This is a genomic window from Schleiferilactobacillus shenzhenensis LY-73, from assembly GCF_000469325.1.
Lineage (GTDB): Bacteria > Bacillota > Bacilli > Lactobacillales > Lactobacillaceae > Schleiferilactobacillus > Schleiferilactobacillus shenzhenensis.
Map to the genome: position 1 here is coordinate 70,349 of NZ_KI271587.1, position 14,690 is coordinate 85,038.

Sequence of the window (14,690 nt, forward strand, 5' to 3'; positions counted from 1 at the left end):
ACCACGTTGGCGCGGCCGCCGTAGAAACCACACACTCTCCACAAAGCAGCGGCGGCCGCCCTTACCTAGCTTACTGATCGCAGCGTAAAAGGCTGCATAAGAAACGGGTGGCGTCTAATCGCCCGCCTGCGCCCTCTGATATAAACAGGCTCTGGCGGGCAGGCCACCCTGGTCTGAGGACCTTAAGCCATCACTCCCAAATGCAGGGATTGACGGCTTAAGGCCACTCCGCCCAGGCGGCCTAATCGCCCGCCTGCGCCCTCTGATATACAAAAACGAGCACCGCTTCCTCCCCTGGAAACGGTGCTCGTTTTCTACCCGCGCGGGTGATCCGGACTCCCCAGCAAGCCCCCAGCCTGCTCGTGGACCAAACTTTTTTGTGATTTTCTTCCCATGGCTAGAATAGCATCTGCCACCGGCGGTGAACAAGGGCCGCGGCCACCAATCTCATGCAGAGATAACAACAATTATTGAAATTGACACGTTCATACAGCGGCTCAATCTAGTTCTTCTCTCGCGTTTGATCAATGACGGCCCGTATTTCCTGGTACAGCGGCGCGGTCTGGCTGCCAGTGCGCAGGGCACTGAGCATGAACAGGGTATCCATCAGCGTCATCTCCGCAATCAGCGCGTGCAGTGCCTCCGGCCGGTACTGAGATTCTTCAGCCACCGCCACCAGGACCACCGCGGCTTGCTTAGCCACTGTACTGTGGGGAGCGCCGGTGATCACGATCAGCGGCACGTGATGCTGGCTGGCAATGGCGGTCAAAGCCAAGGCGTCGCGGTCTTCCCCCGAGTGGGAGATGACGACGGCAGCATCCCGTTTGGTCAAGTGAGTGATGCTCATCAGCTGCATGTGAAAATCAGCGGCGTAGGCCACCGGCAGAGCGGTTCGTAAAAATTTATGGTAGCCGTCCAGGGCGACCAGATTGCTGGCGCCTAAGCCGTATAACCCGAGCTGCCGAGCGCCGGTAATCATTTTGACCGCCGCCGCCAGCGCCGCGGGGTCCAAGTTTTCGCTGGTTGCCTGGAGCGCGTCGATATTCGCCGCAAAAATTTTGCGGGCTTGGGTAGCAATATCGTCATCCGGGCTGAACTCCTGGAACAGCGGCGGGTCACCCGCCGCTGGCGCTTGGGCCAGGGCTAGGCGCAGCGCCTGGAAGTTATCGTAGCCCAGAGCCTTGGCAAAACGGGAGATGGTGGCAGCGGAAACCCCCGTGGCTGCCGCCAGCTGTCCGATCGACAGCTCACTGGCCGCCCGCTGATGGGCCAGTAAATAGTCGGCCAAGCGTTTCTCCTGTCCGCGCAAGCGCGGCTTATACGTCTGTAACTGCAATGCAAACTGGGTCATCCCACTCCCACCTTTCGCCAGAATTATACCATAATTCGACGGGGATAAAAATTATTTTCATTTTCCACACTTGCATTATGGAAATATTTTGCATATACTAGCCTCAACAGTTGACGAAAGCGTTTCAAGACCACCACCAAGAGAGGAAAATCGTAATGACAACACTGCACATTGGCATGATCGGCTTAGGCAAAATGGGCATGAACCTGGTCCAGAATATGCGCGATCGCGGCATCGCCGTGACCGCCTATGACCTGAATACGGCGGCCCGCACCCAGGTTGCGGCATACGGCGCGACCGCGGTCGATTCCCTGGCAGCCCTGGTCCAGGCCCTCACCCCGCCCCGCATCGTTTGGCTCATGGTACCGGCTGGCACCCCGACGGAACAATCCATCGAAACTTTGACCGGCCTGCTCAGCCCCGACGACATTCTCATCGACGGCGGCAATTCCTTCTACAAGGACTCCCGGCGCCGGGCCGCTGCGCTGAGTGCCCAAGGCATCCACTTCTTCGATGCCGGCACCTCCGGCGGCATGGCCGGGGCCCGCCGCGACGGCAATTTCATGATTGGCGGCGAGGAAGACGTCTTCCCCCGCATTGCAGCGCTCTTCCAAGCCATCGCCGCCCCCGACGGCTACTTGTTCACCGGCCCCGCCGGCAGCGGCCATTACCTGAAGATGGTCCACAACGGCATCGAATACGGTATGATGCAGGCCATCGGCGAAGGCTTCGAGGTCCTGGCGAAGAGCGAATACGACTACGACAACGCCGCCGTCGCCAAGATGTGGAACCACGGCTCCGTCATCCGCGGCTGGCTGATGGGCCTGGCCGAGAATGCCTTCACCGCCGACCCCAACCTGACCGCCATCAAGGGGGTCATGCACTCCTCCGGCGAGGGTGCCTGGACCGTCGAAGAAGCCATCCGCCTCCACGTGCCCACGCCCGCCATCAGCGCCGCCCTCATGGCCCGTTACCGTTCCGAAGCCCCCGACGCCATGAGCGGCAAGGTCGTCGCCGCCCTGCGCAACCAGTTCGGCGGCCACGCAGTGGATCATCAGTAAGGCAGAAAGGACCGCGTTATGACAAACTACCTCATCGGTGTCGACCTCGGCACCACCAGTACGAAAGTCGTTCTTTTTGACACCCGCGGCCAAGTCGTCGCCAGTGCCAACACCCCCTATCCGCTCTATCAAGATACGCCGGATATGGCTGAGGAGGACCCGGAAGAAATCTTCGACGCCACCATTGCCGGCCTGACCGCCGTGATGCGCCGGGCGCACCTGAAGCCCGGGGAACTGGCTGGGGTTTCTTTCTCTGCCGCCATGCACAGCCTAATCTTGATGGGCCAAGACAATACCCCCCTGACGCGGGTCATCACCTGGGCCGATAACCGGGCGGCTCAATATGCAACAGAGTTGAAAGACAGTGGTCTAGGTATGCAGCTGTTCAAAAACACCGGCGTGCCCACCCACCCCATGTCCCCGTTGGTCAAGCTGCGCTGGCTGAATGCGGAACACCCCGACTTGATGCGGCAGACGGCCCATGTCATCGGAATCAAAGACTATATCCTGCACCGCCTCTTCGGCCGCTACGTTCAGGACTATTCCCTGGCCAACGCCACCGGCCTGTTCAACATCCACACCATGGATTGGGACGATCAGGCCTTAGCCGTCGCCCAGGTTACCCGGGACCAGCTGCCTGAGTTAGTCGATACCGATTACCAGCTCACCGGCCTGAACCCCGCCTACGCCGACGTCATCGGAATCGATTCGTCCGTACCATTCATCATCGGTGCCAGCGACGGCACCCTCAGCAACTTGGGCGTCAACGCGATCGATCCCGGCGTCCTCGCCGTCACCATCGGCACGTCCGGCGCCGTCCGGGTGGTCACCGATAAGCCCGTGGTCGATCCCCAGGGCCGGCTGTTCACTTACTACCTGGCCCCCGGCCGCTGGGTCGTGGGCGGCCCCGTGAACAACGGCGGCATCGTCTTCCGCTGGGTGCGGGACCAGCTCTTTGCCCCGGAGAAACTCACGGCGGAACAGATGGATGTCGATTCCTATGAATTGCTCACCACGATTGCCAGCAAGATCCCCGCCGGTGCCGATGGCCTCCTGTTCCACCCCTACCTGGGCGGGGAACGGGCGCCCATCTGGGACGCTAACGCCCGGGGCAGCTTCTTCGGCCTCACCCGCCAGCACACCCGCGCCCACATGGTCCGGGCCACCCTGGAAGGCATCGTCTACAATCTTTACATGGTAATGCTGATGATTGAAGGCATTACCGGCAAGCCCCAGGCCATCCAGGCCACCGGCGGCTTCGCCCGCAGCGCGTTGTGGCGCCAGATGCTGGCCGACATCTTCGAGCAGGACGTGAACATCCCCGAGAGTTTCGAAAGCTCCGCCCTGGGGGCCGTCGTCATTGCCATGAAGCGCCTGGGCCTGATCGACGACCTCAGCGCCGTCAAGGATATGGTGGGCGTCACCAACACCCACCACCCGGATCCCAGCGTCTTCCCAATCTACCGCGAACTGCTGCCGATTTGGATCCGGCTGACCCGGGAACTGTCTACCGAATACACCGCCATCGCCGACTTCCAGCGCCGCCACCCGGACCCCACGGCCCGGATCGCGCCGGAGGACTAGGCGTTCAACAAGGAGTGAGTAGAAATGGACTTAATCGTGCTCGTCATCGGCATCGCCCTGTTGCTCCTATTGATCATCAAATTCAAGATGAACACCTACGTGGCGCTGATCATCACCGCCGTGGCCGTCGCCCTGGGCCTCGGTATGCCGCCGGCGAAGATCGCCACCAGTATTCAAAATGGGATCGGCGCCCAGCTGGGCGAACTGGCCCTGGTCTTCGGCTTCGGCGCCATGCTCGGCCGCTTGGTGGCCGACGCCGGCGGCGCTTACCGCATTGCCCACACGCTGATCAATGCGTTTGGTAAGAAACGTATCCAAATCGCCGTGGTGTTGGCGTCCTTCATCATCGGGATTGCCCTCTTCTTCGAAGTCGGCATTGTCCTGTTGATCCCGATCATCTTCGCCATTGCGGCTGAAGCCGGCGTGCCGATCCTCACGCTGGGTATCCCCATGGCCGCCGCCCTCTCCGTGACCCACGGCTTCCTGCCGCCCCACCCGGCACCAACCGCCATCGCCACCGCTCTGGGCGCGCCCGCCGGGACGGTCCTGGCCTACGGTATCCTGGTGGCCATCCCAGCGGTCTACATCGCCGGCCCGCTCTTTTCTCGGTTCGCCAAGAAAATCGTCCCGGATGCGTTCGCACGCCGGGGAACCTTTCTGCCCTGGGTCCGCAAAAAGAATTCACCCTGAACCAGACGCCCAGCTTCGGGCTGTCCACGCTGACTTCCCTATTCCCCGTGATTCTCATGGCCATCGCCACGGTCTACCAGATGATCGTCCACGGCGGCCGGGCGCCGAAGTCCCCGGGGACGCTGGATAACATCATCAGCTTCATCGGCTCGCCCAGTATTGCGATGCTCATCTCGCTGCTCTTCGCCATGTGGGCGATGGGCTGGCACCGGCACATTGCGTCGAAGGACATCATGAGCACGCTGGAAGAGGCCGTGAAGTCCATCGCCATGCTCCTGCTGGTCATCGGCGGGGGCGGCGCGTTCAAGCAGGTGCTGATCGACGGCGGCGTCGGCGATTCCGTGAAGAATTTGTTCATGGGCAGCAACATCTCGCCGCTGATCCTGGGCTGGCTCATCGCCGTCGTGCTGCGCGTCGCCCTGGGCAGTGCCACCGTCGCAGCGATGACCGCTTCCGGCCTGGTGCTGCCGCTGATGCAGAGTGCCGGGGTCAATCCGGCGTTAATGGTCCTGGCCATCGGCGCGGGCTCCCTGGCGGCCAGCCACGTGAACGATGCGGGGTTCTGGATGTTCCGGGAGTACTTCGACCTGACCATCAAGCAGACGCTGCTGACGTGGACGTTGTTGGAGACCATTATTTCGGTGGTGGGGCTGGGCGGCGTGCTGTTGTTGAGTTTGGTGGTGTAGTTTGCCGTGAGAAAGGCGTGGCGGGGACTGCCTGGCTTGGGGGCCGGGATAAGCCGCTAAACTTGTCTCTCACGCGAACCATCCCACATTACCATCTATCCTTAGCTGTCAAGACCCGTGCAGAACAAAAAAGAAAACAAGGCTAGGACCAACTTCACTGATCAGCCCCGCCGAATCGTGCGCAGACAGTGAGTGCGGTCCTAGCTTTTGTTTTTATATCATCTGATATATCACTTGCCAGTTATCTCTTCGACCGAGATAATAGAGACCGAAAGAGAAAGGAAGGCGGCCATTATCGTTAATACATTACCGGAGCGCTGGACCGGCCTGATTGTGGGGCTGTTACTGAACGCGATGGGCCAGGGTCTATGTATCGTGGGCGCGATGGGCAGTGGGATTTGGACGGCGGCAGCGATCAATCTGAATGCCTGGCAAGGGTGGAATATTGGCATCATTCTGTTTGTCAGCGGTATTCTCAGTGCCCTGACCAACCAGTTTCTGATTCACCGCGTCGACCTGCCCCGTTTTGTCGCCGAAGTGGCCTATGCCTTCCTCTACGGCTATTTCGTCAACATCTTCACCTGGCTGTTCACGGCGCTGGGTGTGGGCAGCTGGCCCGTGCTGGCGCGTGCGTTCGTGTCGTGCTTCGGGGTGGTCACCTTTGGCATCGCCATCTCCCTCTATCAGCGGGCGAACTTGATCATGCACCCCAACGACGATACGAGCAACATCCTCCGCTTCCGGTACCTCCACGGCAACGCCACCGCTTCCCAGCTGGTAGACTTCATCCCGCCGATCATCGCGATTATTATCACCTGGGCGTTCTCCGGTAAGCTTTTGGGCATCAACGTCGCCACCGTCTTCTCCATGCTCTTCAACGGTGTCATCATCGCCTGGTCCGATACCCACATTTGGCCCCGTCTGAAGCACAACTTCAAGATTCAGCCGGCGGGCAGAAAATAGACCAGTCCCAACGTTTTCCAAACGTCAGGACTGGTCTTTCTTTACTTTTCAAGTTATTCCGCGTCCGCCGCCAGCTCGGCCACCCGCAGCGGCACCTGAATCGTCTCCGTCCGCGGTCCCTGCACATCGGGGTACACCACGGTCAGGGTCAATGTGACATCATTGGTCTCACTGACATGGGTGGCCTTCAGTTCAACGGCACTGGCTTCCGGGTAGTAGCCGATGATCTCAGCCAGTTCGTCCTGGACGCCGCTGGCGGTGAGGCGCTCGGCGACACCTTCGTAGCGGTCCGTCGTGCGGGAGAACTGTTTCCCGGGGAAGGTTTTTTCTAAGTACATACCCAAGTCAGCGGTCAGCTTGGTTTTGTCGGTGGTAATCACGGTGGTTTGAATCGTCATGGGTGAGGGTCCTTTCTTCCATTCAGCATGTCTTCAGGGTACTGGTTTTGGCCGAGCAGTGCAACCGTACCGCGGTCGCCGCGGTCATCATTCAGACGAGCAAAAATAACAAATAATTCGCAATTCTCCAGTATACTGAAAGCACTTCAATGGAGGTGGACGCGATGTATCGGAAAATCGTGGGTTTGCTCCTGACGGTTGCTGTGGCTCTGGCCATGATCATTGATACGTATCTGGTATTCTTCAAGAAAAGCGAGACCGCTGCGCCGGCGGCGAGTGCAACTAAAAATAACACAACGGGTGATTCTGGCACGACCGGTAACACAACGGCCACGACGAAAACTGCAGGCCTGAAAGACGGTACTTATACCGGCAAATCAGTGGACACGCCCCATGGGGCGGTCCAATTGCAGATTGTCGTCAAGTCTGGGCAAATCAGCACGGTCAACGTGCTGGCGTATCCCAATGAAGAGCGGCGTTCAGAGCAGATCAATGCCCAGGCACTGCCCGTTCTAAAAGAAGAGGCGTTGAAGGCCCAAAGCGGAGCCATCCAGCAAGTTTCCGGGGCGACCGAGACCAGCGACGGCTTCCAGGAATCCCTGCAAAACGCGGTGACCTTGGCCCAGGAAGGGAGGACGACCCAATGACTGCACCGGTCTTGCTTCACCGCCTGATTCACCAGATGAACGTGCCTTTCATCGTGAGTCTAGCCGTTACCGACCGGGCCGCCGGTGAAGCACTGCTCGGCCCGGCCGCCGCCCAAGTGGCCGCTGAGCTGGCACGGATCGATCGCGCCTATTCGCCCTTCCGGTCAGACTCGCTGGTGCGCCGGTACCAGGCTGGTGACCAAAGTATTCTGTTGAATGATCCAGAATTTCAGCAGATCTACGCGGCGGTGCTGGCGGCCACCGAGACCACGCAAGGCGATTTCGACCCGTTCTTCAACGGTCCCTTTGATCCCACCGGCTACGTGAAGGGCTGGGCAGTGGCCCAGGTCACCCGAGCCTTTCTCACCCCCTTGCTGAACGACCCGGCCGTCGTGGCGGTGGGAGTCAACGGCGGCGGCGACATGCAGCTGGCGACACGGCCGGGAAGCACCTTCCAGTGGCACGTGGGCATCGAGGATCCGGCCGACCCCCAGCGGCTGATTGCTGCCTATACCGTCGCTACCGGCGCCGTCGCCACGTCGGGGACCAGCAAGCGGGGCGAGCACATCCTGCGCCGCGGCCCGGCGGACTTGGCCCAGGTGACGATTCTGGCCCCGAACCTGACCGCCGCCGATGTTTGGGCCACCGCCGGCTTGGCGGGCGGGCAGGTGCGGCTGCTTGACCATATTGCCCAGGCCCAGCTGACCGGGCTGTTCGTCACCGCCGCCCACCGCGTGCAGCCATTCGCAAAGGGGGTGCTGGCCAATGCTCAAACGGCATAACTTCGCCCTCGGCCTGGCCTGGCTGACGGTGCTCTTCCTCGTGCCTCTGCCCTTCCTTCAGACGGTGAGCACCGGCCTGCCCGCCATCTATAACGACCAGCGCCAAGCCATTCTTTACGGCACCATCGCCTATGCCTGGATGCTCGCCGCCATCTACCTGAGCACCCGGCCTCGCTGGCTTGACCGGCTCATTGGCCTGCCCGAGATGTATATGATCCATGGGTTGGTCAGCATCGCGGCCATCGCCTTGGCTTACCTGCACAAGACGGGCACGACCTCCGAGGGCTGGACCAAGACCACCGGCGACTGGGCATTCAACCTCTTCCTGGCGGTGATGCTCTATTCCCTGATTTTTCTCGCCAGCTGGCTGACCAGCCGGATCCCGCCCCTGGCCCAGCTCAAGACCTGGTTAGAAAAGGTGTTCCACCATGAATTCAACGTCTGGGTGCACCGGCTCAATCTGGTCGCCACGGTCCTGGTATTCATCCACGTTCTGCTGATTTCGTACATCCGGGCGATCATACCCTTCATGGCCTGGTTCTTAGGGGCATCAGTCCTGGTGGCCGGCAGCTACCTCTGGGCCAAGCTAGGGCCCAGGGCCGCGGGCGAGTTGGTAGCGAATGTCCCCTTGGCGCCGAACTTGCAAGAATTAACGATTCGGCTGCCCCGCCGTCCGCGCGGCCTGGATTTGTATCCGGGGGATTTCATCTTTCTCAGCTTTCCCGAATTGGTCGGCTTGAGCGAACCGCATCCGTTCTCGCTGGCCAATGACCCCCAGGCCGACGGACACCGCATTCGGCTGGCCATTCGCGGTGACGGGGACTTCACTCGCTTACTGGCCGCCGTACCGGTCCCCCAGGCCGTCCAGGTGCAGGGCGGGTACGGCCGCTACCACGCCTTTCTGCAAGAACAACGGCCGGCCCACGTGGTGATGATCGCCGGCGGGACCGGGGTGGTGCCGCTGCTGTCGCTGCTGGCGGCGCCCCCTGCCCCAGCGGTGCCGACAACGGTCTTCTATAACGCCAGCACGGTGGCCAGTATGCTCTATCCGGACCAATTCACGGCATGGGAAAAGCGCCCGGCCCTCACCGTGTATCGGCGGGTCGGACGCTTCTCGGACGACGATGTGCTCAGCCGGCTGCCCGCCGACCTGCACGATGTGGCCGTCCTCATCGGCGGTCCGGCTGTGATGGCCCGCCACTGGATCAAGGTATTGACCCAGCAAGGCATCGGCCGCGGGCAGATCTACTATGAGGCCTTCACTTGGTAAACAGGACTAAGCAGTTAGGGTAAGCAGGAACCAGCCCACCGCTCCCATGACCACCAGACCGATGCCGTTGAGCGCGGCAAACCCGGCGAAGAATCGCCGCGGACTGGCGCTGCCCTCAGCACAATACTGCTTGAACGTCAACAGGTTGGCCATGGAGGCCACCAGGCTGCCTAAGCCGCCCAGATTGGCACCGTAAATCAAGGCTTGGGCATGGCCGGTGAAGCGGGCCAGCAGGATCGTCGCCGGCACGTTGCTGATGAATTGACTGACCCCCAAAGCGCTGAAGTAGACCGACAGATGGTCGCCTTCCAGCGCCTTTAACGTGTCAGAAATCACGCTCACCTGGGAGATGTTGCTGACGACGACGAAGAACAGCACGAAGGTGAGCACCAAGGCGTAGTCCACATTCGCCATGATGCGGGGCGCCACCCCCAGGGCGACGATGATCGCCACGCAGGTTCCCACATACGGCGGGATAATTTTGAACACGCCCAAGAAGATGAGCAGCGCGACGCCCAAGGCAACAATGAACGGCCGCGGCGCAATCTGCACGTTGGCGATGCTGATGGTCGGCACTGGCCGGGGTTCGACGAAGAAGCTCAAAGCGAAGAGAAAGAGGATGCTGCACACCGCCAGCGGCAGTGACCAGCGGAAGAACGTGCTGGGAGCCACCGTGAAGTGGGAGACCAGAAAGATGTTATGGGGATTGCCGAAGGGCGTCACCGCACTGCCCAGGTTGGCCGTCATGCCGATCAGCGACACCGGCAGGATCTGGGGCAGCTGGTGCTTGCGGGCAATCCGCAGGTACAGCGGCACCAGGGTCAGCACGGTGATATCGTTGGTCAAAAACATGCCAGACCCAAACGCCAGCAGCATGAACATCCACGTCAGCCGCCGGGCATCCGGCGCGTGGCTGGTCAAATGGTACGCGGCCACGTCCAATACGTGCAGGTACTCAAAGATCTGAATCAGCGTGAGCATCCCCAGCACCGACCACAGGGTGGCGAAGTGAATATCCGCTAAGCGCGGCCGCGCCAAAAGCAGGCTCAGGCCCGCGATCACCGTGGTGATCTGCAAGACCCGGTCGCTGGCGATCCTTTTCCAAACAGCCATGGCAAACCTCTCTCAACCCAGATAACGCGTGCGGGTCCCAAACCAGACCGCCCGTGCAAGTAAAAACCGAACGTTTCCATTTTGCACCTTTTTGGGCGGGGGTACAAGGTAGGGTAAATGCTCGCTTGTAACAGGAATCTATAAATGGTTACAACTATAATCTGAGTAAAAAAAGGAACGAAATAACCCCCTTCTCCTGCACGTCACACCAAGGTTCTGGATTAGTACTGAGTGCGCCAGGAGTGGGAGGTTATCCCAGTTCCTCTCGTTTGTGCGAGAACCGAACTCAATGTCGCGGTTTCAACATTGCCCAGATGAAAGTCACTACCGCACATATAGAAATGATAATCGCACACCAATCGTGCACAATTCTCGGCATGCCGGCCAGGTCGCCAAAAAGGACCAAGAGTGCGGCCAAGAGTAACGTCAAATAGATTACTACTAACATGGCTTTTTTTGAATGCATGATATCACCTCAAATTTATGGGTCTATCCGATAGACACTGTTTGTTGGGGGATACTGCTCTTCACTGCGTATGCCAATTTTGTATAGCTGGAGTCTTCATACATATAGTAATCGTCCTCGATATACACCTTTCCGTTTCCAGCCGGAGCGACATACCTCTTTCTCATAACATAGTAGGGTGAGACATAGCCATCACTAACCAGGTCATGAATGGCCGCTGCACCACTTGCACCTGTTAAAACTACTCCGGCGATGCCCAGTGCAGCCTTGATCTTAGCGGCTTTGACAACGATTGAAAGGCCTGTAACGCCAAGGCCGGCAATTGACAGAATGTCACCTGCCACTGCCGCTTCCCGAGCTGTTGCACGCCCGTCATAATAGTTCCGTTCAAACTGCCAATCATAGCTATAGGTGGAACCACTAAATTCGCCAGTCTTAGATTCTCCATATTGCATTTGTTGTTTGCGGGCATCTGACAACACGGGTGCGTTGTCGATGATAGTTTTCTGTTGCGGTGTGAGAGCTACCGCTTTACTACCGCCTTTTACGTTTTCGGTTGTAGCCTGCTGCTCAGTTGCAGTGTCCGCTGCCGCAATTGTTGGTGCAATTGTACCAATAATCAATGCTGTGGCAGAAGTGGCAATCATACTTTTGATAAGCTTCATAAGTAGACACTCCTTAATATGCAAGTACCGAGGTTCCAACACACAAAGAATATATGTTTACATTCTTACAGTCAACCCTCAGAGCCGAATGTGCTTTACTCCATTCTTTCAAATATATATAGAATTCACAAAAAATTCATTTTTCATCCTTCTACACCGGGGAGCGATGAGTCCTTCACTGTTTTGTTGAACACTTTAAGATCTTTTTGTGAAGACTTGTTGACTGCTGTGATGAACTACCGCCTGGTACTGCTGCTCGCACTGTTGTCGCTGGGTACGTTCAGCGTCACGTCCGGCGCACTGCCGCCGTAAGACCGAATCTCGTTCATGATGCTGATGAGCTTCTGCCGCTGGGTCTCCTTGTCGCTGGCGTTGGTCTCATAGGCTTGGCGGGTGGCGGCCAGCTGCGTGTCGTATTGGCTCTGCAGTTCCGCCAGCTTGGCCTGGCGCTCCTTGTCCCGCTCGCTTTCGATGGCTGCTTTCTGCTGGTTATACTTCGCCAGTTTAGCGTTGCTTTCTTCTTCTTGCAGCAGGGCCTGCTGGTAATTCAGATCCCGCACCAGGTGATTCAGCTGGTCGTCGAAACTGCGCTTGGCACTTTGCCGGCGCACTTTTTGATTCTTATAACGAATATCTTGGATCTGCTTGAGCCAGGTGTCGTACTTCTTCAGACTGGGCAGCTCGCCCTGGTCGTTGAAGTCGGCAATAGCCGTGCGCACAACTTTCTCCCGCTTGTCTTCTTCTTTCTTCGACAGGTGGTAGATGAGCCGATAATCCAGGTTGGTCAAGCGGTCAGCATTGGCCTGCTTGCGCTCGCTGGCGAGCTGGCTGAGGTCGGCCGTGATGACGTCATTGGCGGTCTTCTTCTGCTTCTCCGGCAAGGCTTCCAGATTATTATTCCCCACCTTGCGGATCGTGCTGGGCATCGGGAAGTCCGTCTTGGTCTCCTTCAGCGCCGAGACCAGGTACTGCCCCTCCGCTTTGAACAGGGCCATCGGCAGCATCTGCATACTTTCGGTGAGTTCTCCGTTATTACCCGAATTATTGGAATCATAGCCCGTCCAATTCGCGATGGTGAAGCGCGGGGTCAGACCGACGAAGCTGATGTCGTGGTAGTTATCGGTGGTCCCGGTCTTGCCGGCGGTGTACGGGTAATTGTTCAGCGCCGCCGCCTTGCCCAGACCATTCTTCAAGACGCCCTGCATCGTGTTGATCATCATGTAACTGGCATTGGCAGAAAAGACGTTCTTTTTCTCGTGGCCGTTCTGGAACACCGTCCGCCGGTTGTAACTGTCGTACAGGGTGGTCAGGTTGCTGGGGGCGATGAACTGGCCGCTGCGGGAGAACGTACTGTAGGCGCCGGCCATCTCAGTGGTATTGGTGCGGAAGCTGCCCAGGGCCATGGCCGGACCATTGGCCAGGTCGCTCGGCGTGATGGCGGAGAACTGCATCTGACCGAGCTTTTCATAATAAGACTTCTGCGTATCCTGGGCGGCCAGTTGGAAGGCGACCGTGTTGACGGAATCTTCCAGGGCGTGGCGCAGGGTCATACTACCATGGTAACCAGCGTAATAGTTCTGCAACGGCTGCCCATTGACGTTAGTGACGGGCTTATCGACCATCGTACTCATCGGCGTATACCCCCGGCTGAAGGCTTCGGCGTAGGCCACGATCGGCTTGGCCGTGGAACCGAAGGGCCGGGCACTGAGCGCCCGGTTGACCTGGTCGTTCTGGGGAGAGCGGCCGCCGATGATGGCCAGCACATCCCCCGTCTGGTTGTCGACCACAGTGCTGGCCACTTGCGGCTGCAGGCGGCCCTGGCTGTCCTTGGCCGTGTACGGCGCATAAGTTTGACTGGCGAGCTGCTCAATCTTCTGCTGGATACCCATATCGATGGTGGTATTGATCACGTAGCCGCCGTTCAATAATTGGGCATAGTCCTGCTGATAGAGCCGATTATATTGCGCGTTATAGTTCTGCTGCGCCTTCGTATCTTTGAAGGCATACTGGAACGTGAAGCCGTTGGCCGACATCAACGCCTCGGTGGCATTGGTCAAGGCATACGACACGGCATAATTGTCCGTGATGTTGCTATTGGTATTGGTGTTCGTTACGTTCAGCCCCAGCGGCTTGGCCGACTCCCGAGCGAAGACCTTGCTACCAATCAGGCCCTGCTGCTGCCAGACGTAGAGCACCGTATTGCGCCGGTTGCGCGCCCCGGTGGGATTATTCAACGGGTCGTACAGCGTCGGGTTGTTGGGAATCCCCACCAGCAGCGCAATCTGGTTCAGTGTCAGCTTGCTTTGGTCCGTGTTGAAGTAATACTTGGCGGCGCTGCCGATGCCGTATTGGCCATGGCCGAAGTACGTGTCGTTCAGATAGAATTCCAGGATATCGTGCTTGCTGAATTTTTTCTCCAGTTCCTGGGCGATGACCATCTCCCGCACCTTGCGCATGGGGGTCTGGCTCTGGTCCTTGAGAATATCGTTCTTCACCAATTGCTGGGTGAGCGTAGAGCCGCCTTGGACCTGGCGCCGGCGCAGCACGCTGACCAGTGAGCGGACTACGGCGTAAGGATCGACTCCGTGGTGTTCATAGAACCGGCGGTCTTCCACCGCCACCAGTCCCTTGGTGATCCCCGGATTGATTTGGGCATACTTCAAGTAGATGGGCTGGTTCGGCGACAGCGTCCGAATGACCTGACCATTTTTGTCCTTGACCACGGTGGGCTGTTTAGGCGAAAAGTCCGCCCGTTTCACGGTAGCGGCAATGGTGTAGCCGTCGGTAATGGCCTGCTTGGCCTGGCCGCCGTACTTGGCCCAGGCCACGCCCGCCGCTGTCCCCGCCAGGACCAGCAGGGTGAGCAGGACCAGGAGAAAGATCTTCCAGCCGCGGTGCTTCTTATGCGGCTGGTGCCCGTGATGGTGCCGGCGCGCGGCTTCAGCGGCTTGGCGGCGGGCGGTGCGGGATAATACCCCGGGCTGTTGCTCATCCACGGGCAGTTTTCTCCTTTC

At 58.9% G+C, this 14,690-nt stretch carries 11 protein-coding genes and 1 pseudogene; 7 read left to right on the forward strand and 5 right to left on the reverse strand.

Annotated elements, in window-relative coordinates; translation table 11 throughout:
• Positions 1–502 precede the first annotated feature (502 nt).
• The gene (locus L248_RS06495) at positions 503–1,351 is read right to left on the reverse strand and encodes a MurR/RpiR family transcriptional regulator (protein ID WP_022529342.1); all 849 of its coding nucleotides are present in this window, start codon (positions 1,349–1,351) and stop codon (positions 503–505) included.
• Between the two features lie 164 nt (positions 1,352–1,515).
• Between L248_RS06495 and gnd the strand changes: the two genes are divergently transcribed.
• The 4 genes and pseudogenes from gnd (at position 1,516) to L248_RS06515 (ending at position 6,335) form a co-directional block, all read left to right on the forward strand.
• Positions 1,516–2,412, forward strand: coding sequence for a phosphogluconate dehydrogenase (NAD(+)-dependent, decarboxylating) (gene gnd / locus L248_RS06500; protein WP_040535380.1), 897 nt, complete (start codon positions 1,516–1,518; stop codon positions 2,410–2,412).
• An 18-nt stretch (positions 2,413–2,430) separates the two neighbouring features.
• On the forward strand, positions 2,431–3,996 hold the full coding sequence (gene gntK, locus L248_RS06505; protein WP_022529344.1) for a gluconokinase: 1,566 nt from the start codon (positions 2,431–2,433) through the stop codon (positions 3,994–3,996).
• Positions 3,997–4,020: 24 nt separating this feature from the next.
• Positions 4,021–5,372: pseudogene (locus L248_RS06510) on the forward strand (gluconate:H+ symporter).
• 294 nt (positions 5,373–5,666) lie between these two features.
• Entirely contained in the window at positions 5,667–6,335 is a 669-nt protein-coding gene (locus L248_RS06515) for a DUF6198 family protein (protein ID WP_483826410.1), read from the forward strand.
• 53 nt (positions 6,336–6,388) lie between these two features.
• Here L248_RS06515 and L248_RS06520 read toward each other — a convergent pair whose 3' ends face one another.
• Positions 6,389–6,733 (reverse strand): hypothetical protein, encoded by a 345-nt coding sequence (locus L248_RS06520; protein ID WP_022529348.1) that lies wholly within the window; start codon positions 6,731–6,733, stop codon positions 6,389–6,391.
• A 164-nt stretch (positions 6,734–6,897) separates the two neighbouring features.
• Here L248_RS06520 and L248_RS06525 point away from each other — a divergent pair, with 164 nt between their 5' ends.
• The 3 genes from L248_RS06525 to L248_RS06535 are packed head-to-tail and all read left to right on the forward strand — an operon-like array spanning position 6,898 to position 9,432.
• Positions 6,898–7,380, forward strand: a complete 483-nt coding sequence (locus tag L248_RS06525) for an FMN-binding protein (protein ID WP_040535320.1) — start codon at positions 6,898–6,900, stop codon at positions 7,378–7,380.
• Entirely contained in the window at positions 7,377–8,162 is a 786-nt protein-coding gene (locus L248_RS06530) for an FAD:protein FMN transferase (protein WP_022529350.1), read from the forward strand. Before L248_RS06525 ends, L248_RS06530 begins: the two co-directional genes overlap by 4 nt.
• Positions 8,146–9,432, forward strand: coding sequence for a ferric reductase-like transmembrane domain-containing protein (locus tag L248_RS06535; RefSeq protein ID WP_022529351.1), 1,287 nt, complete (start codon positions 8,146–8,148; stop codon positions 9,430–9,432). The genes L248_RS06530 and L248_RS06535 overlap by 17 nt, the downstream gene beginning before the upstream one ends.
• A 6-nt stretch (positions 9,433–9,438) precedes the next feature.
• Here the strand turns inward: L248_RS06535 and L248_RS06540 are convergent, their stop codons facing one another.
• The 3 genes from L248_RS06540 to L248_RS06555 form a co-directional block, all read right to left on the reverse strand.
• The gene (locus L248_RS06540; RefSeq protein WP_022529352.1) at positions 9,439–10,545 is read right to left on the reverse strand and encodes an SLC13 family permease; all 1,107 of its coding nucleotides are present in this window, start codon (positions 10,543–10,545) and stop codon (positions 9,439–9,441) included.
• A gap of 489 nt (positions 10,546–11,034) precedes the next feature.
• Entirely contained in the window at positions 11,035–11,676 is a 642-nt protein-coding gene (locus tag L248_RS06550; protein WP_022529353.1) for a hypothetical protein, read from the reverse strand.
• Between the two features lie 236 nt (positions 11,677–11,912).
• On the reverse strand, positions 11,913–14,672 hold the full coding sequence (locus L248_RS06555; protein ID WP_245585278.1) for a transglycosylase domain-containing protein: 2,760 nt from the start codon (positions 14,670–14,672) through the stop codon (positions 11,913–11,915).
• Positions 14,673–14,690: the final 18 nt, after the last annotated feature.